Here is a 23762-nt window from a genome sequence, read left to right as displayed (position 1 = left end):
GTGTCGCCCTTCAAATGGCAATGATTCTCATTCAGAGGCGACATTATGGCAATTTTCAGGCATTCGTGGGTGCGACGTGCGGGCTTCGGCGCCGTCGCATGGGTGATCGGCGTGACCGCTGCGCACGCAGTGACGGCGACGAGTGTGCCGCTTGCCGCGATATCGCCCGCACCGGCGACCGTGACCGACCTCGCGGGCCGCACGGTTCGCGTGCCGGCTCAGGCGCCGCGCCGGATCCTGCTCGGCGAGAGCCGGCTGCTGTCGGCCGTCGCGCTGCTCGACGGCAAGCAGCCGCTCGCGCGTATCGTCGGCTGGCAGGGCGACCTGCCGCTGATGGACCCGCAGACCTTTGATGCATACGCGCAGGTATTCCCGCAGATCCGCCGGATTCCGCTGATCGGCCAGGCGACCGAGGACAGCATCAGTGCCGAGAAGGCGCTGAGCGTGAAACCGGACCTTGCGATCTTCAGCCTCGGCGGGCACGGGCCGAGCCGCTACAACGCGCTCGTGAAGCAACTGGAGGCGACCGGGACGACGGTCGTGTTCGTCGACTTCCGGCTGCATCCGCTGCAGAACACGCTGCCGAGCATCGCGCTGCTCGGCGCGGTCATGCATCGACCCGAGCAGGCGGATGCGTACGCGGCGTTCTACCGGGCACATCTCGCGCATGTCGAGGCGGTCGTGAACCGGATTCCCGACGCGCAGCGGCCCAAAGTGTTCGTCGATCTGCTCGCGGGCGTGTGGGACGCCGGCTGCTGCCACACCGCCGGCAACGGCAATTTCGGCGAATTCGTGACGGCCGCGGGCGGCCGCAACATCGCGGCGGGCCTGCTGCCCGGCGTGCTCGGCGACATCAGCATGGAGCAGGCGATCGCCGCGCGGCCCGACGTGTATATCGCGACCGGCAGCCGCACGAAGCCGGGGCTCGCGTCGCTGCGGGTCGGCGCACGGACGAGTGCGCATGACGCCGCGGCCAGCCTCGCGCAGCTCGCCGCGCGGCCGGGATTCGATGCGATCAAGGCGATTCACGACGGCCGCGTGCACGGCATCTCGCACAACTACTACGACTCGCCATACAACATCCTCGCGATCGAGGCGTTCGCGAAGTGGTTCTATCCGCAGCAGTTCAGGGATCTCGATGTGAAGGCAACGCAGGCCGAGCTGCATCGCCGCTTCCTCGCGATCGCGCCGCAGGGCGCCGAGTGGGTCGACGCGCCGCTGCCGGCCGCTTCGTCGCAGGCGGCACGATGAGCGACGCCGTGCTTCGGGACACCGCGCCCGGCCAGGCAGCCGGCCGTGTGCAGGCGGCGAGCCTGCGCGACTACCGCCGGCTCGTGCGGCGGCGCGCGGCCGCGCTGGTCGCCGTTGCGCTGCTGATCGTCGTGTCGGTGCTGTTCGACCTGTCGTCCGGGCCATCGGGCATGCCGGTCGCGACGCTGCTGCGCACGCTCGTCGAGCGCGCGGGCGCCGATCCGGCCGCGCGCGTGATCGTCTGGCAGATCCGCCTGCCGTATGCGGCGATGGCCGTGCTCGTCGGCGCGGCGCTCGGCCTCTCTGGCGCCGAGATGCAGACGATCCTCGCCAATCCGCTCGCGAGCCCGTACACGCTCGGCGTGTCGGCCGCTGCCGCATTCGGCGCGTCGCTCGCGATCGTCCTCGACGTGACGATTCCCGGTGTTGCGCAAACCTGGGTCGTATCGGCGAATGCGTTCGTTTTCGCGTTCCTGTCCGCGCTGCTGCTCGACGCGGTCGCGCGCTGGCGCGGGATGAACACCACGGGCGTCGTGTTGATGGGCATCGCGCTCGTATTTGCGTTCCACGCGCTCGTCTCGCTGATGCAGTTCATCGCGTCGGCCGACGCGCTGCAGGGGCTCGTGTTCTGGACGCTCGGTTCGCTCGCGCGCGCCGACTGGCCCAAGCTCGCGGTGCTCGCCGCGGCGCTCGCGCTGGCGTTGCCGCTGTCGATGCGCAACGCATGGACGCTCACCGCGCTGCGGCTCGGCGAGGATCGCGCGGCGAGCTTCGGCATCGACGTGAAGCGCGTGCGGCTCGCAACGCTGCTGCGCGTGTCGGTGCTGTCGGCGCTCGCGGTGTCGTTCGTCGGCACGATCGGCTTCGTCGGGCTGATCGCGCCGCATCTGGCCCGCACGCTGTTCGGCGAGGACCACCGGTTCTATCTGCCCGGCAGCGTGCTGCTTGGCGCGCTGATGCTGTCGCTCGCGTCGATCGCGTCGAAGCTGATCGTGCCGGGCGTGCTGATCCCGGTCGGGATCGTCACCGCGCTCGTGGGCATTCCGCTGTTCCTCGGCATCGTCGTGCGTTCGCAGGGAGGTCACGCATGAGCGGGCTGACGATCGACGGACTGACCGTGCATTACGGGCGGCGCAACGTGCTTGTGTCCCTGGGCGCGGGACCGCTGCCGCGCGGTTGCATCACCGCGCTGCTCGGCCCGAACGGCAGCGGCAAGTCGACGCTGCTGCGCACGCTGGCGGGGCTGACGCGTGCTGCATCGGGCTCGCTCGCGCTCGACGGCGCGGCGTTCGTGCCGGGGCTGCGCGATGCGCGCGCGCACGGTGTCGTGTACCTGCCGCAGGCGTTGCCGGCAGGCGTGCGCCTGCAGGTACTCGAATCGGTCGTCGTCGCGCGCCGTGCGACGCGGCACGGGTTCATGCCGGCCGGCCGCCACGCGGGCGCGGAGGATGACGGCACCGCGGCCCTCGCGGTGCTCGCACGGCTCGGCATCGAGGCGCTCGCGCTGCGCACGCTGGACGAACTGTCCGGCGGCCAGCGTCAGCTCGTCGGCCTCGCCCAGGCGCTCGCTCGCGATCCGCAAGTGCTGCTGCTCGACGAGCCGTTGTCGGCGCTCGACCTCAATCACCAGCACCAGGTGATGGCCGCGCTGCGCGACATCACGCGCGAGCGGCAACTCGTGACGGTCGTCGTGCTGCACGACATCAGCGCCGCGTTGCGCGGTTGCGACCGCGCGATGCTGCTGCACCGTAGCCGCATCGTGCGCTTCGGGATGCCGGAAGACGTCGTGACGCCCGTCAGCCTCGCCGACGTGTTCGGCGTCGCCGCGCGCATCGAACGCTGCTCGCGCGGCCAGCTCCAGGTGCTGATCGACGGGCTCGCGTCGAACGATCCGGTTGCCGCCGCCGCGCGCTAACCCGCCTCTTCATTACTCTCATCACCGGAAGGATTCATGTCGTCGTCTCTTCAACGGGCCGGCCGATCGCCGTCGGCCTTGCTGTCGAACCTGCTGGGCGCCACGCTCGGGCTGGCCATGCTGTCGGCCGCGCATGCGCAGCCGGGTATGCCGGCCGCCGCGCCGGATGCGTCGTCGTCGGGCGCCACGCTGCCCGCGATCGACATCCACGCGCATTCGTCGCCGTACCGCACCGAATTCCTGCAATCGGACCAGTTCACCGCGCCGCTGCTGGACATCGCACAGAGCGTCGCGGTCATCCCGAAGAAGGTGCTCGACGAGCAGCAGGCGCAGAGCCTGCAGGACATCCTGAAGAACGTGCCCGGCATCACGTTCACGTCGGGCGAGGGCAACCTCGGCTGGGGTGACATGTTCACGATCCGCGGTTTTTCGGGCGAGCAGAGCATCACCGTCGACGGCATTCGCGACGCGGGCCTCGCCGGACGCACGGATACGTTCAACGTCGAGCGCGTCGAAGTGTTCAAGGGCACCGGCACGATCGAGTCGGGCGTCGCCGCGCCCGGCGGCAGCGTGAACCTCGTCAGCAAGGACGCGCATGCCGGCGACGCGTACCACTTTTCGACGACGCTCGGCACCGCCAGCTACCGCCGCGTGACGGCCGACCTCAACAAGCAGTTGACGCCGACGTCGGCGTTCAGGCTGAACCTGATGCGCCACTACAACGCGGTCGACGGCCGCGCGGTGACCGACTACGACCGCTGGGGCGTGGCCGGCTCGCTGGCGCTCGGTCTCGGCACGCCGACGCGCGTGACGATCGACTATCTGCACCAGAACGACGTGAACACGCCCGACACCGGCGTGCCGATCGCGCGCGGCACCGGCGGCGCGCGGATGCCGGGCGTGCCGCGCAACGGCTGGTACGGCGATCCGAACCTGTTCACCGATCGCGAAGTGACGGACCGCGCGACGGTCAAGGTCGAGCACGACTTCAACGACAACGTGCGGATTTCCAACCTCAGCCGCTTCGAGCAGACCGACCGCATCACCGTGCTGTCGCCCGCGCGCTTCAATTCGACCGGCGGCACGTCGTACGGCTATGGCGGCACCGGGCCGCTCGTCACGAGCGGCGCAGGGCTCGCGTCGTACAGCGGCTATGCGCCGCTCGCGAACGCGTCGCCGCTGGCGGTGCTGCGCGGCAGCAACTTCGGCACGTCGAAGCGCTACGACATCGTGGCGAACGAAACCAACCTGAATCTCTCGTTCGACACGGGCGGCCTGCATCACGACGTCGTCGCGGGCGCCGAGGTCTATCACGAGCGCTACGGCGATCTCGCACGCACGATTCTCGCGCCGTCGGTGAACCCGGTGATGAACCTGACGAACGCATACGGCACGAGCATGGGCGGCGTGCCGACGCTGGAAGGCGGCGCGGGCGACTATGCGTCGCTGACCGATGCGGGCGTATACCTGCGCGATACCGTGACCGTCACGCCGAAGTGGATCGTCGAGGGCGCGGTGCGCTACGACCGTTTCTCGCTGAAGCAGGTCAACGGCGCGGCGAACGCGCACACGGTCGCGCGCAGCAACGACGGCGCGTTGAGCGGCCGGATCGGCATCACGTACAAGCCGGTGCCGTTCGGCAGCCTCTATGCGACCTACAGCCGGGCCGCGCAGCCGTCCGCGGTGGGCGCGACGACCAACAACGTGATCTACGGCAACACGTCGAGCCAGGACCTGCCGGCGGCCGTCGCGCAGACGTGGGAAGTCGGCTCGAAATGGGATCTGTTCGATCACCGGCTGTCGGTGACGGGGGCGCTGTTTCGCACGGAACTGTCCGATTCGTGGGATTACGGCGACGGCACGACGACGGTCGTTCGTGCGCTGCCGCCGCGCCGGGTGGACGGCCTCGAGCTCGGCGTGTCGGGCAACCTGACCGAACGATGGTCCGCGTTCGCGGGATTCGCCGCGATGCGCGGCCGCATCACGAAGGGCGCGAATGCCGGGCTGCGGCCGGCCAACGTGCCCAACGCGACGTTCAACCTGTGGACGACGTATGCCGTCACGCCGAAGCTGTCGGTCAGCTACGGCGCGCAGTACGTCGGCACGCGACGCTATACCGACAACGGCTACGTCGGCGGTCAGAACAACAACAGCAGTACCGTGAACGGCGCGAGCGGCAAGCATCCCGTCTACGTCGCGGACGGCGAAAAGGCACCGTCGTTCTGGCTGCATTCGATCGCCGCGCGCTACGAGGTCGACAAGCATCTGACAGTGGGGCTCAACGTGCAGAACCTGTTCGACACGTTCTACTACTCGGCGATCGGCGCTTCGCTCGACGGCTTCCAGCTGTATGGCGTGCCGGGAGCCGGGCGCACCGTGATGGCAACCGCCGATATCCGGTTCTGACGCCTGCGCGTGTCCGCATTCATTTCGAAGGAAACCACACGATGATGATCGAGATTCCGGGTGTGTTCAGCCCGGCAGAGGCCGCCCGGCTCGTCGAGCGGCTGCGCGCTGCGCAATGGGTCGACGGGCGTGCGACGGCCGGTGCGCAATCGCGGCGCGTGAAGGAGAACCGGCAACTCGACGGCGACGATCCGCTCGCGCGCGAGATCGGCGACGAGATCATTCGCCGTCTCGCACAGAATGCGGTGTTCATGTCGGCGGCGTTGCCCAGGCGGATTTATCCGCCGCTGTTCAACCGATATGCCGGCGGCGAGTCGTTCGGCTATCACGTCGACAATGCAGTGCGCGGCGTTCGCGCGTCGCGCGAACGTGTGCGCACGGACCTGTCGGCCACGTTGTTCCTGAACGACCCGGCGAGCTATGACGGCGGTGAGCTCGTCGTGCGCGACACGTATGGCGAGCATCGCGCCAAGCTCGCGGCTGGCAGCATGATCCTGTACCCGGGATCGAGCGTGCACAGGGTCGAAGCGGTGACGCGCGGCGAGCGGCTGGCGTCGTTTTTCTGGGTCGAGAGCCTCGTGCGCGAGGATGCGCAGCGGAGCCTGCTACTGGATATGGATGTCGCGATCCAGCGGTTGACGCAGCAGGACGCAGATGCGGAGTCGTTGTTGCAACTGACCGGCGCGTATCACAACCTGTTGAGGAGGTGGGCGGATGTCTGAGCCTCGCGTGGCCGGATGACATCCCGAGATCGAAATCCACCAGGACGAGACGCAAATCCACCTGGAACGGCGTGGGGCGGGGCAGAATAGGGCGAACGTGGCGAATGCCGGCTGTTGTCGGCCGATCGCCGATTCATGACAATCCAACTCGTCTCCAGGCGTTCCAGATGGCCACTATCCTGCGTCTATTCCGGTCGGCACCACGAACGACGGCGGGCGTCGCTTGCGTCGTCAGCCTGCTTACGGGGTGCGCCGCGATGACTTCATCCGTTCCGGCCGATCCCGAGCAGCAGTTCGTGACGGAGCAGCGAAACGCCAACATGCTGTACCTCCAAAGCCTGGCCGCGTACAAGCCCGCTTTCGAGAATCCCGGCAGTTTCAGTCGCGCGCAAGTGCTGGCGAAGTACGACGCGATGCTTTATCAATACTCGGTCGCCGCGGTCAGCTATATCCGCACGGTTTATCCGGCCGCCAGGCAAACGCTGCCGCCGTCCTTGCAGCCGTTGCCTGCACCGTCCGGCCCGGTCGGTATCGCGGACGTGAACCGGCACTACGAGCATGCGCTCGAGATGAACGCCGGCATGTGGGAGATCGGCATGGCGGCGGATTTCGGCAAGCCGTCGAAACTGGCGGTTCCGAAATACAACGGACCGTTGCTGTTCATGCCGGTTGCGCCGCCTTTTCCACCGTTGCAGGACGTTCGCGATCCCCAGTTCGCGCGGCTGGTGACCATGACCAAGAAAGTGGACGACGCGCAGAAGGCAGACCTTGCTCGACAGAATGCAGCGAACGCGAAACTGATGGCAGAGACCGCCGCGCGCAGAGCGGCAAACCGCCCGCCGGGGCCGGATCCGCTTGACTCGATCAATCCGCGGACCGGGTTGCCGTATCCGCCGCCGGCACAGGAGACGCAGCGCTGGTGCACGATGATGGGCAATGGCGTCGGCGGTCGGGTTCCGTGTTGACGCGTGGAGATCGGCAGCAGGGTGGTGGGATGAGTCGGCGACAATATGATCCGGATACACGAAAAATCACCGATTTTCCGCTTCAACTGAATTGACTTTTCAGCGTGAAAAATGGCTCTGCGGACATCAGCCGCCATCCACGATGCGGCTGATGCGACGGTAACAGGGATACCACATGCAAACGTCAATGCACTGCGTGTGCAGGCGGAATTTTCTCGAATTCCGGTCGAAATATTTCGGATTCGGCTTTGAATTGATCAATTAAATCGATTCGAGAAATAAAGCATGGAATCACACCGAGCGGCAAAACTGCCGCTCCCGCATCGCCTGCCTGGCCGAAAGTAACCGCGCGCCAAAACGTGCCGGTTCCGGTTTGACGGCACGCCGCGACAGGCGCCGGCGGCCACTGCGTCCGGTTCCGGAAACCCGCCACTGTGGCGGATCTCATCGAACACCCTCCCGTTCGGCGACCCGGTCGTCTCCGTGCTTTTCCATGTCCGACAAGGCTCGCGACAGCGGAATGGTCCACGCGTGCGGACACACGGCACGCCGACATCGTTGGCCGGTCCGACCTGTGCCGCGAGTGCCAACGACGTAATCCCCACGTCGGCAGCCCGGCATGGAAGTTGTCACTCTTTTAAGAATTTCCTTGACATCCGTAATACGGATGTCATTTCATACGGTCTGAAATATTTCACAGTGTTACAAAGAATTCGACTCATTAGTTTAGTTTTCCTAAATAAACAGGGTGTCGGAGAACATGAAAAAAACACAATGGGCGGGGGATCGTCCTTTTTTTGGGAGCAATGCCCGGCTGCTGAGTCTGCTGGTGCCGATTGCAATCCAGCTGGCCGGATGCGGCGGGGATGATTCGGCTTCGCCGCGCGCATCGAACGACGGGAGCGGCCAATCGACTCAACCCGGCACCGTGACGACGGCCCCCGTGCCGGCACCCTTTACGCCGCCCACGCCGGTGCCCGAAGTCGGCGCGCAGTACGAGCGCTCGCCGACCGGGTTGTCCTATCCGAAGCTGGCTGCGCTGTATCCGGGACACGATGGCCCGACTGTCGAGAACGGCATGATCTTGCCCTGGCTGTCGATGCGGCCGCCACTGAAGCTGAACGTGATGGTGCAGACTCCGTTCGACACGGACGCGGACGGCAAACCCGACCGGATCGCGCTGCGCATCGTGCAGCCTGCCGAAGTGGCGGAGGGGCTCAAGACACCGGTCATCGTGCGGCCGTCGGTGTACTACGCGGATCCGACTTACGCGACGCAGGCGCGCGCGCCGTTTCTCGGCGAGGCGGAGTATCTGCGGATGGGTTACACGATCGTCTACGCGGATTCGATCGGCACCAACCAGTCGGACGGCTGCTGGTCGGTGATGGACCGTACCGAACGCGACGCGATGGCGAGCGTCGTGCGTTGGTTGACGGGCGACCCGGTCGCACCGGGTTTCGACCCGCAGGGCAAACAGGTTGCGGCATCCTGGTCGACCGGGCACGTCGCGATGGAGGGGATTTCCTATGGCGGCACGTTGCCCACGATGGTCGCGGCGACGGGGGTGCCGGGGCTGGAGGCGATCGTGCCGGTGGAGGGCATCAGTAGCGGGTACGACTATTTCCGTTACAACGGCGTGATCGCGGATATCGACAACACGGTATCGCTCGGCAGCTACATGAAATCCCAGCAGGCGTCCGCTCGTGCGCCAATCTGCGAACCCGCGCGCGTCGCGGCCGTCACGGCTTCCGACAACACGACCTATGCGTACAACGAGTTCTGGAAGGCGCGCAACACGGTGTCGCTCGTCGACCGGATTCAGGCCGCTACGCTGATTGCACAGGGGCAGGCCGACAACAACGTCAAGACGAAGAACGCGACGCAACTGTACGACGCGTTGTATCGCGCGAAGAAGCCGGTGCAGCTCTGGCTGCACAGCCGAAACCATGACGATCCCGCGTGGCAAAAGGAATGGCAGAAGCAGATCGCGATGTGGTACTCACGCTATCTGTTCGGCGTCAACAATGGCGTCGAGACGCAGCCGACGTACGTTCGGGAGACGCCGGCGGGTGACATCCCGGTTGGCGCAACGCTGCCTCCCGATCCGAACAACACGGACGACACGCTGATCGGCCACTGCCATTCAGGCCACAATCCGCGCGACTGCATTCCGACGGGTGAGCTGTTCATCAAGGAGGATGCATGGCCCAAGACGGCCGACACGTCCTACTACCTGCGCGGCGACGGACGGGCGGGAGGATTGCTGACGCCGAATACGGCGGAGGGCACGCCGGCTGCGTCGGTCGATTTGAGCAACGCCACGGCCGTGACTTACGAGACGAAATCGCTCGCGAACGCGACCCGCTACGCCGGCGCGATCCGGGTCGCGATGCGTGGCCGGTTTGCGCCGGCCGTCACCAACATCAAGGCCACGTTGTCGGTGGACGGGCACGACGTGACCTACGGTTGGGCAAATCCGCGCTTCTACAAGGGGCTGGAGGTCGCACAACCGATCGCGCCGAACACGGACTACGATTTTTCGCTGGAGATGATGCCGCGCGATTTCACGGTACTGCCGGGCAGCAAGGTCAAGTTGAAGCTGGAGGGCTACCAGGGCACGTCACTGGTGACGCTCGACCTGTCGCACACGGTGCTCTCGATGCCGGTTGTTCCGAAGGCACGCGTCGCGGCAGTCATGATGGCGAAGTAGCAGGCGGGGCACGTTGTGAATCGATAGCCGGCGGCGGGACGTCTCGCCGACGCTATCGGGCATGACGCGGTATGCGACGCAAGGTTGTTCGGGTTGATCGAAGTCGTTGTGTGTTTATAAGCATATCTAATGAATTGAACTGTTCAGGAGATTGATCGATGACGATAAGAATTCCAGTCTGGGCCGTGGCCACTGCGCTCGCCACGGCAGTACTGGCAGCATGCGGTGGTGACGACCCGTCGTCCACTGCCGTGAGCGCGGCGAACACGACAGTCACCTCGCCGTCAACGCCGGTCACCGCGTCAGAGGAGTCCGAGCTGGATGTGTTTGCAAGAGTCGCGCCGGCCGACAAGGTGCTGAACGACGGCAACACCTACGACACGACGCTCAACGGATCGATCGCGTTGTCCAGGATCGACGAGGATTCGTCGGTCAAGCGTCACACGATCACGATCAACGGGAAGGTGTTGCCGTATGTTGCGCGCGCCGGGCACCTCGTTGCCTACCGGCAGAACGGGTCGGGCAAGAAGGCCGAGGCGGCGATCTTCTACACGGCGTACACGCGTGACGCGCTGCCCAAGGAGAATCGCCCGGTCACGTTCTTGTGGAACGGCGGCCCCGGTTCGGCGTCGATCTGGCTGCACATGGGATCGTGGGGCCCGAAACGGCTCAAATCCGACGCACCGAACATGGCCGATCCGACGAAACAGCCCGACAGCTTCCCGTTCGAGGACAATGCGATTTCGCTGCTCGACCAGTCGGATATCGTTTTCGTCGATCCGCCAGGGACCGGCCTCTCCACGGCCATCGAGCCGCTCAAGAACGGCGATCTATGGGGCACCGACGATGATGCCCAGGTCGTTGCCGACTTCATCACGAGCTATACGAACAAGTACAACCGGCAGAGCTCGCCGAAGTACCTGTACGGCGAATCCTACGGCGGCATCCGCACACCGATCGTCGCCAATCTGCTGGAGCAGGCGGGTACCAGCGGCTACGCCCCCGATCCGTCGGGCAAGCCGGCCAAGGTCCTGGCGGGGTTCATCCTCAATTCGCCGCTCGTCGACTACAACTCCAATTGCGACATGATGCGCGGGACGGTGACCTGCGAGGGTTACATCCCGTCCTACGCGATGACGGCAGACTACTTCAAGAAATCCGTCAAGCGCGGTACGCAAACGCAGGAGCAGTATCTTGGCGAGCTGCGCACGCTGGCGAGGGCGACATTCCAGACGACCTACGGGGCCTATTTCACCAACGGCCGGCCGAACAACCAATGGAATGCGTACGCGGCAAGCACGGCCGGACAAGCGCTCCTGAACCGGATGGCCGACTATACCGGGATTCCCGCGTCGACCTGGAAGAGCGCGTTCAACTACACGCCGGGGCCGTTCCGAAGCGCGCTGGTTCCCGGTTACAACCTCGGGCGCTACGATGCGCGCATGAAGGTACCGAACGGCAACAGCTTCGCGGCGGACAGCTACATCGACGTGGCCTTCCTCAATCAACTCAAGACGTATTTCCCCGATTTCGTCAACTACAAGACCCAGTCGAGCTACGAACCACTCAATAGTGCGACGATCTCGAACTGGAAATGGAAGCGGGCGGGGAGCAAATACTATTACCCGCAGAGCATTACCGATATTCAAGCCGTTCTCACCGCGGACCCCGATGCCAAACTGCTGATTCTTCACGGTTATGAAGATATCGCGACGCCAGGTTTCCAGACCGAGCTGGATCTCGAGGGGGTGAACCTGAGCGATCGCATCCCGGTCAAATGGTTCGAAGGCGGGCACATGATCTACAACACCGAGGCATCGCGCGCGCCGCTGAAACAAGCGATCGACAGCTATTACAAGTCGCCAGCGCGTATCGCGGACGGTTCCTTACTGTAAGCCGAGGACAGCTATGAAAATCGTGACTTATGTTGGTTTCACCGTAGCCGCCTCCGTCATTTCGATGTCGGGCATCGGCGCAGCGCTTGCCTACGACGATTTGCCGAAGCCGCCGCCGCCGCCCGAGGGCTGGGTTCAACCGCCCAAGCAATCGGAGGGCTCCGTGACGCGAGACGTCGATAACCAGGTCGCCCAGCGTTTTACCGCCGCCACCGGCGGCAATCCCGACGGACTCTTGTCGAAGCAGCAGGCCAAGGCGGCTGGCTGGGGGCTGGTCAGTGACCATTTTTCGGAGATCGACCGTGCAGGGACGGGTTATGTCCGGCTCGACGACGTGCTGCGGTTCATGTCTGAACGAACGCCGCAGCACATCATGCGCATGAAAAATGCGACGAAACAGAATCAGCAGCTGTGACGTGAGGGGGATTCCCCGCTGCGGGTGGCGGGGAGTCTTGTTTTGGCCGCGTGGGAATCGCTTGGGTCGGCGCTGCGTTCTTCATCCCCTTCGGGGGGCGGTGCCGATGAAAAGTGGATGACACGCGCCAGTCGAGCTTTTGCGCGCCGAGCGTCTCGACGCGCAAAAGCTCGCACCTTCAATCCTGCGCGGATTGGACACCCAAGCCCATCGCCGCCTTGCAGGCGTTTGCGACGTCGCCACGGGGGCGTCTGTCGAGGAAGGCTTGCCGCGAGTCAGCATCGAGCGGACGGAACATCTGATCGATCAACTGTGCGCGCGTCGCGTCAGGTACTTCCCTGAAGATGGCGTCTGGAATTCCGGCCAGATATTTCGCACGCTTGTCGGCGTCGGCGAGCCGGCGCACCCCCTGCAGCAGCGATTGCACGCCGCGCAAGCGAATCGACGGATCGTCGGACGTCCAGTCGAGCGCTGCGAGCGTCGCTCGAAAAGCGACGATTCGAGTGCGCGTCCTTTCCGATACACCGGGCATTCCTGCATTGATCAGCCCGTCGAGCAGCTCGTCGGCAATTTTGCGATCTGGTTCGCCTGTACGAAATCGCGTCAACGAATGTTCGTCGAATGCGATCACGCGCGCCATGTGTTCCACTACCGAGGCGATCCGGTTGACTGTAAATCTGCTCCGGGCGTTGTCGCGATGCAGGTTTGCGCGCATGCGCTGTGTCGTCGCGGACAGGCTCGCCTCCATGTCCTGAGATTCGGCTTCCGCGACGCCGATTCGTGCGATCTTGTCCTGCAGCGGTAGCGGTGGAGTACGCGCTGCGCCGTCCGGATCGATCTCCTTCATTGCGCTATCGACGAGTGCCATCACGTGCTTGCGCGCCTCAAGGGTGCCCCAGGCGCTGCGGGGCGTGCGCATGAGCAGGCCAGGTGTGTAAAACATCTCCATCAGTTCGCCGCGCGACTCCAGACCGAACGACAGCCGGATGCTCGACTCGACGTTGATCTTCGTCGTCGACGCGAAGGCGAAGCTGTCGCGTGTCGCAATCGAGTCCATGAGGTGGCCCGGCCGGGTGAAAACCGTCGGCCTGCCGCTGGCGAATCGAAAATACTGATCGGGCGTCTGGGCGTATTGCATTCGGGCGAGGGGAAGGCCTTCGTCGTACGTATCGAATCCCAGGTGCTCCGCGCTTGCGCCAAAGCAGGCAGTCCGAACGAAATCGGCATTGCTTGCCGCGCGTTCCAACAACGTGAATTCATGCGGATCGCCGCTGCGCAAGAAGTGAATCAGCAGTTGCATTTCGTCGTTGCCGGCCCAGCCGGTCGCCCGTTCGCGCAGACGCAACTGGTGCCGGGCTTCGTCGCTGGTTGCGTCGTCGGCGGAGAGCAGGGCGATGCTTCCCGCCATGACCTTCGCCGTGGCCAGATTCGCGTACTTCTGGTAGCTCTTGCAGATCAAGAAGCGTACCCGTCCCGCGGCGATATCGGGCGAGAAGCGGTCCAGTAATGCCTGCATGTCGCCGCGACGTTCAATCGTCGTGTCGAGCACAACCGTGAGGGGCGTTTCCGCGCGGACGGTCTGCCGCTCGCGCAGCAGGCCATCGAGTTTCCCGATCAACACGTGCACGTTCCACGCGCGTTCCTGGTCGTCGGGGCCGCGTTTCTCCGTGGTGCTGGGATTGAGTGTCGCGCTTACGACATCGCTGTCTTCGACGATATTGTCAAGCCTGAGCAACTGCATGATTTCGTAATAATCGGGCGCAACCTTCGTCGGCGCCGACGACGCCAGTCTGACTTTGTCGTGGCCACTCAGATCCGCGGCCAACTCGAATGCCCACGCCAGTGCGCCCATGCCGCTCGAGGTCAGGAAAATCTCGGGCGCGGCAATGCCGTTCTGTCCGGCAACCGTGCCCATGCGTGTTGCGAACTGGTCGTGAGCGGCCTGTTTGAAATCCGCTTCGCCATAGGGGCGCGCAGCCATCAGGACAACCTGCAATTCCTCGATCATGGCCTGGTACGCATTCGCGAAGCGGTCGCTGCGCTGGGCGAGGGGCGGCATTGCCCCCGCAATGGCGATCAGTGATTGAAGACCGCTGGCGAGAATCGCTGAGTGCTCGAGTGCTTCCGCCTTTCCGCTGCGTTCGAGAACCTCGGCCATGTCCGTGATCAGCGCCGCGCTGGTTTGTGCGAGCGCATGGGCCGAGTGGTGTTCGGGGATGGCGCGCAGCGCCGCGATGCAAAGCCCGGGCGTTTCATTGCGAAGGCGCGCGAGGAGGCGGCGATTGCTGATCCCGGGATCCATGACCTCGTCTCGAACGAGGGGGCACGTGAGGCTGGCGATCCGATACGCGGACGGCCGGGCACCCATCATCGTGGTCCACTTGTCCAGAATGTCGGCATCGTCCGCAGAACCGCATCGAATCGCTGTCAGCCCTGGTGCGATCGTGATGATGGGCATGCGCGCCGATTCGACCCGGCCCGTTATCGTTTCGACTCGGCTCATCATCTGCCAGGCGGCATCGTCGCTATGGACAAAGACGACGTTGTCATTGGGGTTGCCGCCTTGCGCTTCATAAAGCGCAAGGCAATCCGCGTGAAACCGCTCCGACTGGAATTCGCGCTGATATTTCCCGGTGTAGGGGCTGTCGAAGCGCAGTTCCGCAAGCGTATTCCGATCTTCGCGGTAGCTGGCCAGGCTGATCCCGTACTGCGCGCTTATCGCTTCTGCGCCGGGCAATGCGTTCAGCGTTTTCCTGCGTCGGGCGGCGTAGGAATTCATGCTGAGTTGATCGATCGCTACTGCGTGGTCGTACACACGCTGACGAACAAAGTTGTGCCTGAGGTCTGTCGACAGCGCACCATCGGCGTCGGGCAGGTGTCGAATCGAGGGCAGCGTGGCCGCGCGCCGTAGCGAATGCTGGCGCGGACGGAGAGGGTAGTCCGGCGATTGGGCGTTGCCGTCGCGAGGAGGCGATTCGCCGATCGCCGTGGCGGACGTTCCCGTCTGGGGCACTGCGTCATTCGATCGATCAGGAAGCGGAGGCAGGCCGGGCGTGATGCGCATAGGGTGCTCCATGCTGCTCGAATAGGTTCGCATGAGCCGGCCATTCCGGCATGTCGATCGATGATTCCGCCGTCGCCGGGCATCACGACCGGGGACGGTCTGCGACACGATCCCGCGTGAACGTGTGTACCTTGCTGCATGCCGTGGCGCAGCGGTGTGCCGACCGCGGCTGGGCCGGGAATGCACGATGCGGCGCGGAGATAGGCAATGGCCTCAACATGCTAGAACGCAAGATCGGTACGCGCTGAGGCAAGACGAAAAGCAAGCGCGCGAAACGAAGGCGTGATGGGGCCATTGCAGCCTCCGGCTGCTGGACATTGATCGCTGCCGTCGATCTGCACCAGTTCGCCCAGGCATGCCCGGCGCGCTCGCGGCTGGTAGACCTTGGGCGGTCGTTGCCGGCGCGGAATCCAGAGCCCAGCGTCCGTCATCAGCTTCCTGACCGTTTCCTTCGACAACTGCAGCCCGTGACATTCCCAGAGCTTCTCGCAGGCCAGCGTCGGGCCAAAATCGGCGTAGCGCTCGCGAATTAGGCTCAAGGCTCGATGAGCCAGATCCTCGGGCAGTTGATGGTTGCTCACGTGGCCACGACGCTGCGAAACCAGTCCGGCCGGGCCAGCAGCACGATACCGGGCGACCAGTCGTTCAATCTGTCGTCGACTGATCCCGAGCCGTTCTGCGGCTCGCCAAGGCATCAGACGCTGCTCGATCACAGCTTCCACGACCTTCAGACGATCCAACTCCCGCATGCTCATGGTGATCAGTCCAGGATGGCCCACGATGCGCTCCGGCAGTCCAAATCGCCGCCAGCATGCGCTCAACCCCTCGAGCTACGACATTTCAACTTTGCCCAGATGCGACATTACAACTTTGCTCTTACACCCAAACCATCGATAATTCACGTTATGTAAAATCAGTTTTGTTCGGCTCGAGATGCGGCGCGCCGATCACGGCAGCCTGCATCCCCGGCATCTTGTTGAGCTGCGGGATCTGCGCAATACCTGTACAAGGCACTACACGGCCAAGTTGCGTCAAGCGAATGCCTTCCAACTCGTACGCGCTCGACTCCGTACTGAAGCTCAAATGTCGATGTCGCGAATCACTCTCACCCTGACCCCGCCACGAGCGCGAACTTCCGGAAGCGTCGGCTCTTTGACCACTCGTCTCAAGCTTCCCGTGCCTGTTTTTTCCAGAATGCGATCGCCTTCCTCGAACGCCGTTATTTCGCTGTTGCACGATATCTCGATCTTCAGGCCGTTGTTCGGTGCGCCTGCGTAGGCCAGTAACAATGAATTTTCCTTGCGCCCGCAATAGAGTCGAGCATCGGAGAACCATTCTTCCAAATATCCGATATCGGCCAGGGTTGATTTGATCGCGTCAATCGTGATTTCACTGTTGAAATTTTCATAATGCGCAGTCAAATCCAGTGTTGCTCGCTCGTATAGGAATGCGCGCTGATACAAAAAAGACGGCAGATTTCCGCATAAAATATCACCAGGAAGGCCGTCATTCAAAAAGACGACGGGTGGATTGACGGAGTCCTGCTCCACCCACAATCCTATTCCTTCAAATACATCGCCAGTCGCAAATGGAATGCAACGTTCGAATTTTATGTCAGGGATATCTTCACGCAGGTCTTGGCAGTAGGTGGTGACTGTTCTTGCTCGAGAGTCGGCACGTAGCCTGTTGAGCAAGCCGCCGTCACTATCTCCCAGATGCATCAGGTATGCGCGATGCGCGGCCGGCAATCTTTCACCAATAACGTCCTCAAGAGCCGAGATCTCGCTTTCCCTGGCTGCCTTTATTGCGACGCCATATTCTGAATCGAATCGAGAAATATAGGCGATCAGTTCATTGATCCAGTTATTGTCGTCCATTAATGCCACACCTCTCGGGAAGTTCTTCTGGCGAATCGATTGATAACCCCCTCATTCAAGCTGCAATTGTCGCACGGTTCCATCTGGGTTGGCTCGAAAACGCCCTCCTTGTCCTTGTATCGTTGCGGAACCTCTTGCTTGCCCGGGTGATTTTCGTCGAGGGGCCATTGATTTTCATTGTATGGTCCGTTGACATTATCGAAGCCCGTGATTTTGCTGTTTGTCTGGTGAGCTGCAGCGGCGGCTCGCGGTTCCGCACAGTTGTCCTTGGCTATTCCTCCAGGCCTCTCAGGAGAGGATCCCAAATGGTTCGTATTCATCGGTTCGGTTGACGCGGAAACTCGCCAGGTACCCGGACTGTCCCGATTGAGATGGTCCTGGATTCGTGCGGCGTCTTCATTTGAAAATTTTTGCCCAGACAAGCCGACCGACCGGGTTCCATCCTGGTGCGTATAGACCGCGATCGACCCGGGCATCTTTCTCTTGGACACACCTGTATCCAGAAGCGCGTCATACACCTGCAGGCAGGCATCGTGAGCTTCTTTGGTTCGCGCCGGGTATTTGTTCTTTGCGCCCCTTTTAATCTTTGGCGGGTCCGCGTGATGTAGCTCCGTCGATTCGGCCTCCCCTCCACGGACATCACGACCCTTGGGAGCGGGGTCGTTGGTTTGGGCATGCCGCGCGTGCAGTCCAAGTACGTCAACCAGGACAAGGGGATTTGCCGGATAGGCATAGAGATTGATACCACCTGCCTGCCCCATTGGATCGGATTGAAGGTATCGACCCAGTGTCGGGCTATAAGATCGGAATCGGTTGTAGTGCAGTCCGGTTTCTCTATCGAACCAATGTCCCGGCCATCGAAGATCGTATTCAATCGAGTGCCCATCGGCGACCCGGATCGTGCCGTATGGATCAAGATCGTCGGCTCGCCAGACCGCATTCTGGCGTTCGTCTTCGATCCATTCCGGGAGGCCCGCCTGGTTGCAGAATACGAAGTAAGCGCGGCCCGTCTCGGGGGCAGCATCGACGTTCGGGTAGTCGACGAACATGAAAGGAAGGAGTGCCACCTCGTTGACGTAGACGTAGATTCGCACTGCGCCTGTGGGACCGATTTCGGCCGCCAGCCGATCGTTGTCCCAGTAATACGAAGTCCGCTGGTCGCGAACGGTCGTTTCCACACGCCGGCAAAGCCCGTCGTATGCAGCAGTCCATGAATGCGGCCTGTCACTCCACTCCACCCTGACCAACAGGTCCATTCCGTCGTAGTGGTACGTTTGCCGCCGTCCGTCACCCGTCAAATGTTCGGCAAGATGGTTGCGATCGTTATAGCGAAAGATGCCGGACGACGCGGTGGAGAGACGATTGCCTTCCGAATAGCGCATCCATGAGCAAGTCGGCATCGATAGCACGTTCCCGCCGGGATCGTATGCAAATTGACGGATGGGCCACCCATCGCGCCTCTCGCCAATCAGGCGGTGTGCCGCATCGTAGTAGAAATCGATGACACCGCTCCTGCCGTCAATTGTGCGTAGAAGCTCCCCCGTTTCGCTATATTGGTAACTCGCATGATTCTTCCTGACTGAACAGGCTTCCGGCCAGATCAGTCTTCCCGTACATCGACCCGCGGCGTCAAAGGTATAGGCCGAATTCGTGCCGTTGCCCAACTGCACGAGCATCTTCGTATCGGCTTCGCGAGATACATGATGGATGCCCCCGGTCGGCGTAATGATTCGCTTCCGGCCTGAACCGACCATTTCGTAGCGGACCTGGAATTTTCCCAGGTAAGTGGTTCGCGAAAGACCGTCTTCCCCATAGATATGCTCGATACCCATGCCGTCGCGTTTATCGGAGGTTCGGCGATGCTCATCATCGAACGTCCGCGTAACATCGAATCGGTCGGTCGAGGCTATCGTGTCGTTGCCGAACGCATCGTAGCCGTAGAAATGCGTCTCTCCAGTCGAAAGCAGCCGTTTGCTGTACAGGCCATCATTCCCCACCTGCAGTCGAAGCAGCGTGTTACCGGCACCGTCGCGTTTTTCGATCAGCCGGTCGCCGGCATCATAGACATAGGTCTCGCGCAGTGTGCCGTGACGCACGACGCTTGTGATACGGTTCTTGAAATCGTACGTGTATGCACTTTCGTTGCCATTCGGGTCGACGATCGTGGAAATTCTACGATTCGATGAATAGCGAAAGGACGTGGTCGATCCCATCGGATTTGTTTCACTGCCGCGGAGATGCCACGACGCGGCCGAATATCGATATGTTCCACCGCCGGGGTCGTGCCGGGCTTTCAACATACCGGTGGCATCATGTTCGAAGCGTTCGACGTGGCCATGCGGATCGGTACGCTGAACCAATCGCCCCATCGCGTCATGCCGCTCTCCCGGCGGATCTTCGGACGTTGCGAAAACCGACGTTATTTGCCACCCGTCGTAGTCGAGATCGGGCGGCAATAATATGCTGCCGGCGGTACTGATCGTCTCCTCTTCTCCCCAGTGCAATCCGATCGTGGTATCGGGAACTTGGTGAGCCAATGAGTTCGGCAAATTCGGTGCGTCGTCCTTGGGCGGGACGATATTTCCCCAATGGTCCATTCGACCGACGTTGTGCCCGCTGGCGTCATAGAGCCAGCGCAGCACGCGGCCACCTGAGTCCGTTTCCCTGACAACGCTTCCGTAACGGTCCAGGTTGTATTCCGTTGCTCCTCCATACGGATCTACGACGCGGGTAATCGTCCCTGCTTCGTTACAAAGAATCGTCCACTTCCCGCCGTTGCCCTCGGTGACGATCGTTCTTCCCGGGTGGTACTGGAATCGTACATGCCACATGCCGTCCTGCCCGGTACTTTCAACGCATCGGCCGCTACTGTCGTATCGGTATGAAAACGCGTACCCGTTTGCGTCCACGAGTCGCGCGATTCGCAAATTCTCCTCGTACTCGTATGTCGAAACGGCCCCGAGAGCATCGTGGGAACGTATCAGGCAGTCGCGTTCGTCATATTCGTATCGTGCAATCTGCTTGCTTGATCCGTCGATGTCTATCAGATCGACACGGACGATTCTTTCGAAGTCGCCGTATTTGAATGCAATGACACGCCGGGTTTGATCGTGCTCGTGAAATTGTTCGATTGTTTTCAGGAGACCGTTCTCACCCCGGTGCAGGATGCTATGTACGTTGTTGAAGACGTGCTTGATGCAATGGGCAGCCGATTCCGTTTCCTTCTTGAATTCGACATCGCCAGCGTCTCGATGTCGAACGATAAAACGTAGATCGTCCAGTTGCTCAAGTTTGTAGCCTTGGGCATGGCTGCGGTAATTTCCGTCGCTCCTTTTGTCGAAGTGGTGTTCAGTTCCATCGGGGTTCACGTAGATAATTCTAGTTCGGAGAATGTGAAGCTCGTGTTGCCACGAGTGACGAAATCCACGCCCAAGCGTTTGAATGTGCCCGTGCTTGCCACTGCTGTAATATCGAGCCCATCGGAACTGCATCGCCCCCTTGGCTTCGTAATCGACGAAGTCGTTTCGCACATCCCCGGTCACGGGATTGATCGGCTCACCTCGAAACTCGCATTTCAATTCCTGAGGCCGCTTTGGCAACTTGGGCTCGACTCTTTTCCCGACCCCATGCTTCGCCCCATGCCACATCACCTGCGAGTCCGGTAGCGGAAACCCGCCGATCAACACCGTCGGATTCCCCAGCAGCAACGTCCCCATACTCGGCTCGACACCGGGATCCTTGCCCATCAGATTGCTCAGCATCATGAACACGAGATCCGCGGCCGTCTGCGCAGCCATCATTGCCGCCGCGGCGATCTCCCCTTGCGATGCGTCTTCGGCCGCAGTCGCCCCCCCCGACGCCGGCCCGACTGCCGCGTTACCGACCGACCACGCCTTTCCTGCCCGCCCCAACGCTTTCGCCCGGCCGGTCACCTGCGCCGCCTCACTCGCGACCTCTTCGCTTTTCCCGGCAGCACTCGCCGCTTCACCACCCGACTTCCCGACATGCCCCATCGGGTTGCAGTGCCGCGTCATATCGATTCCCATGCGCGCGGCACGCATTCCGCCGATGAACGTATTGCTCGATCCCGTCTGAATATCGAAGTAAGGCGTCAATCCGCCGCAAGTCGGTGCATAGCCGATATCCAGCACACGGGCGGCCGGAATACCGCCGATCAACACGCTCAAACAACCGCTGCCGATCGTCAGGCCGACACTGGGCAACGGAAAGCCGTTGCTTGGCGGATGAGCATGCGCATGCGGCGTGCCGAGGTGGGGAACGCCGATCGTCGCCGCCGGCATCCCCGGCATTTTGTCGAGCAGCGGAATCTGCGCAATACCTGTGTTGAGCAACTGCGACGGCATACCCTGTACGGAGGCAAGCGCATTCACCGCCTCGCTGACATGGTGGAGTGCGCCGCCTTCCGACGAGAACGTCTGCTTGAACGGATCGAAGGTTGACTTGACCGTTCCGAGCAGCGAATCGCACGCGGTATCCGTCTTCGATTCAGACGACACGGTATGGCTCTCGGCGGGTTCGGACGCACGCGTCAAACGGCTTGCCGTTTCACTCATGGTCTTACTCCCTCGTATCCAGACGTCGCGTCGCGTATGCCCGGTGCTATGGCTTCCCGCAACCGGGCCATGTACCGCGGATCCTTTTCCAACTCATACGCCCTCGCCTCGGTTTTCAGCCCGGCGTTTCCATAAAGCGATACGAGTCGATCAAGGAGGCTGATGCGCTGCCGTTCGCAGCCGAACTGCTCGCACAATCCCTTCGCGGCGATCCAGCTTTTCGCGGCTTCGGCTGCTTGCCCACATGCCAGCAACGCGACACCGCCCTTCTCCATTGCCTCGATCTTCGTATGCACGAGCATCAGCCTGCCGGCCGCATCGCTTGCCAGACCGAAATAAGTCGCCGCCTTCGCATGTTCGCCAAGCTTGTTGAAACAGCCACCAGTCGCCATCAGCGCGTTGAGCACGACCAGCAAATTCCGGCCATCGAGTGCTGCAGGCAGTGCACGCAGGTACCAGTCCTTCGCATCGCGCGGTGATCCGTGGCGCAATGCGACGTCGCCCAAGCCATGCAACGCGACAGCGCAACCTGTCGAATCCTTCCGCTCCGCATGAAATGAAAAGAGCGCGTAGTACTTGCGCTGCGCGTCGGGCAGCCTGCCGTGCGCAAGGTCGATCCCGGCGATCTGCATCAGGGCACCCATGCGCTGCTCGATCGGATGAGCGGCATCATTCGCGATGTCGACCAGATGGCGGGTTGCCTTCTCTGACGAGAAATCGACCGGAAGAATCAGCACATGCTCGGCCTTTCTGTCGCGCGCAAGCGGAATCAGGCACGGATGTTTCCGGTCATCGCGGATACAAAACCGATGCCCTTCCATCCATTCCTCAAAACCGTTCAGCGCCAGGCATTGCAGCACCAGCTTCGCGAACCCGCCGAAATCGCCAAGCGGCGATGGCAACCATGCCCAGACGACCTTGGTGCCTTCCGGCATCAGCGTGCGGACGTGCATGACGGCATCGCGCAGTCGCGTCACCGGCGCGCGCCTCGGGTCGATACAGGTCAGTGGCAACGGCAGCCATCCTGTTTCGCCACGCTCGATGCGCGCGCTGCTCGCTTCGTCGATCTGACGTGCAAGCGCCTCCATGCATGTCTGCAAATACGCATCGGCAGAGTCGCAAGGAAACGGAAAATTAAGGAAAACGGCATCACCAACACGCTCGTCGAGCGACTGCATCATCTTCAGAACCGGCACGACATCGTTGTCGGTTGCCTCGATCAACAGCGTCGGATCGTCGGGCTGATCGACGAACGCTTCGATCGACGATTCGATGGCGGAGAATTCACGATGCATGACGTCAGGCCGCCTCTCAGTTCAGGCGAACGTACCGGCTGCGCACGACGGTGTCCGCTTCGGTCCGGATATCGACACCGCCTCGCCCGCCCTCCAGTTCGAGCGTCTGTGCACTCAACCGCAGCTTGCCGGCGACTTCGATGTTCACGTTCCGGTTCAGCAGCGTCACGACAGGCCCGTCCGGCGATGCCCGTACCTGCAGCAGCGGGCAGCCCGATGCATCCGCGATCTGTACGCACTTGTCGGCTTCGAGCGAAAGCGCCATCGCGGGCTCGACCACCGGTTCGACCGGTTCACCATGCCCTTTTCGTGTCAGCAGCCCGGCGATCAGGTACTCGGGCCAGTTCGCCGGCGATTGCAGCAGCACGCGATCGCCGATTCGCGGTTTCATGCCATCCACACAGTCGAGCCAGCGTTCGTATGTGGCGTCGTCCTGCGATGTCCACTTCACGCGAATGAGCCCCATCGCGTCGGGATGGTGCGTATCGGTCACTTCGCCGATCATCGTCGACGATTCACGGCGGTCGGCAGGTGGCGTGCGATCCGGCGTCGGATCGTTGGCGAACAACCGGCGCAATGCCTCGACCGTTTCCGCTTCGAGCGTTTCATCAACCATCATCTGATCCGATTCGTTTTCCATCGAATGTCTCCCATGCTTCGAATGCAATCGGGC

Annotated in this window: 15 protein-coding genes and 1 pseudogene; 9 read left to right on the top strand and 7 right to left on the bottom strand. The window is 62.4% G+C overall.

What is annotated here, in order from left to right:
* Positions 1-45 precede the first annotated feature (45 nt).
* The 9 genes from OHZ10_RS26810 to OHZ10_RS26770 all read left to right on the top strand — a co-directional run bounded on the left by OHZ10_RS26810 (position 46) and on the right by OHZ10_RS26770 (position 12279).
* Positions 46-1251: an ABC transporter substrate-binding protein gene (locus tag OHZ10_RS26810; RefSeq protein WP_340624934.1), complete on the top strand. Its 1206-nt coding sequence runs from the start codon at positions 46-48 to the stop codon at positions 1249-1251.
* A complete protein-coding gene (locus OHZ10_RS26805; RefSeq protein ID WP_174992151.1) occupies positions 1248-2342 on the top strand; it encodes a FecCD family ABC transporter permease in 1095 nt (364 codons plus the stop codon). The genes OHZ10_RS26810 and OHZ10_RS26805 overlap by 4 nt, the downstream gene beginning before the upstream one ends.
* Positions 2339-3166, top strand: coding sequence for an ABC transporter ATP-binding protein (locus tag OHZ10_RS26800; protein ID WP_174992152.1), 828 nt, complete (start codon positions 2339-2341; stop codon positions 3164-3166). The genes OHZ10_RS26805 and OHZ10_RS26800 overlap by 4 nt, the downstream gene beginning before the upstream one ends.
* Before the next feature lie 36 nt (positions 3167-3202).
* The gene (locus tag OHZ10_RS26795) at positions 3203-5572 is read left to right on the top strand and encodes a TonB-dependent siderophore receptor (RefSeq protein ID WP_342704871.1); all 2370 of its coding nucleotides are present in this window, start codon (positions 3203-3205) and stop codon (positions 5570-5572) included.
* A 41-nt stretch (positions 5573-5613) separates the two neighbouring features.
* Complete coding sequence (locus OHZ10_RS26790) at positions 5614-6294, top strand: Fe2+-dependent dioxygenase (RefSeq protein WP_059240532.1); 681 nt, start codon at positions 5614-5616, stop codon at positions 6292-6294.
* A gap of 167 nt (positions 6295-6461) precedes the next feature.
* Entirely contained in the window at positions 6462-7259 is a 798-nt protein-coding gene (locus OHZ10_RS26785) for a hypothetical protein (RefSeq protein WP_233464162.1), read from the top strand.
* 760 nt (positions 7260-8019) lie between these two features.
* Positions 8020-9969, top strand: a complete 1950-nt coding sequence (locus OHZ10_RS26780; RefSeq protein ID WP_174992155.1) for a Xaa-Pro dipeptidyl-peptidase — start codon at positions 8020-8022, stop codon at positions 9967-9969.
* Positions 9970-10127: 158 nt separating this feature from the next.
* Positions 10128-11864, top strand: coding sequence for a S10 family serine carboxypeptidase-like protein (locus OHZ10_RS26775; protein WP_342704868.1), 1737 nt, complete (start codon positions 10128-10130; stop codon positions 11862-11864).
* A 13-nt stretch (positions 11865-11877) separates the two neighbouring features.
* A complete protein-coding gene (locus OHZ10_RS26770; protein WP_059240535.1) occupies positions 11878-12279 on the top strand; it encodes a hypothetical protein in 402 nt (133 codons plus the stop codon).
* Between the two features lie 178 nt (positions 12280-12457).
* On the opposite strand, the gene OHZ10_RS26765 is transcribed toward OHZ10_RS26770, so the two are convergent.
* The 7 genes and pseudogenes from OHZ10_RS26765 to OHZ10_RS26735 form a co-directional block, all read right to left on the bottom strand.
* Positions 12458-15343 carry a hypothetical protein gene (locus tag OHZ10_RS26765; protein ID WP_342704866.1) on the bottom strand — a complete coding sequence of 962 codons (2886 nt, stop codon included), beginning with the start codon at positions 15341-15343 and terminating at the stop codon, positions 12458-12460.
* A gap of 320 nt (positions 15344-15663) precedes the next feature.
* Positions 15664-16098 (bottom strand): annotated as a pseudogene (locus tag OHZ10_RS26760) (helix-turn-helix domain-containing protein); the annotation flags it as partial.
* A gap of 148 nt (positions 16099-16246) precedes the next feature.
* Entirely contained in the window at positions 16247-16378 is a 132-nt protein-coding gene (locus tag OHZ10_RS26755; protein ID WP_342704864.1) for a hypothetical protein, read from the bottom strand.
* 44 nt (positions 16379-16422) lie between these two features.
* Positions 16423-17220 (bottom strand): hypothetical protein, encoded by a 798-nt coding sequence (locus OHZ10_RS26750; protein WP_342704863.1) that lies wholly within the window; start codon positions 17218-17220, stop codon positions 16423-16425.
* A complete protein-coding gene (locus OHZ10_RS26745; RefSeq protein ID WP_342704862.1) occupies positions 17220-21794 on the bottom strand; it encodes an RHS repeat-associated core domain-containing protein in 4575 nt (1524 codons plus the stop codon). Before OHZ10_RS26745 ends, OHZ10_RS26750 begins: the two co-directional genes overlap by 1 nt.
* The gene (locus OHZ10_RS26740) at positions 21791-23089 is read right to left on the bottom strand and encodes a hypothetical protein (RefSeq protein ID WP_174992159.1); all 1299 of its coding nucleotides are present in this window, start codon (positions 23087-23089) and stop codon (positions 21791-21793) included. The genes OHZ10_RS26745 and OHZ10_RS26740 overlap by 4 nt, the downstream gene beginning before the upstream one ends.
* 16 nt (positions 23090-23105) lie before the next feature.
* The gene (locus OHZ10_RS26735) at positions 23106-23729 is read right to left on the bottom strand and encodes a hypothetical protein (protein ID WP_256086376.1); all 624 of its coding nucleotides are present in this window, start codon (positions 23727-23729) and stop codon (positions 23106-23108) included.
* Positions 23730-23762 lie beyond the last annotated feature (33 nt).

It is taken from the genome of Burkholderia arboris, assembly GCF_038723655.1.
GTDB lineage: Bacteria > Pseudomonadota > Gammaproteobacteria > Burkholderiales > Burkholderiaceae > Burkholderia > Burkholderia arboris.
This window is presented reverse-complemented; position numbering and strand designations above follow the sequence as displayed.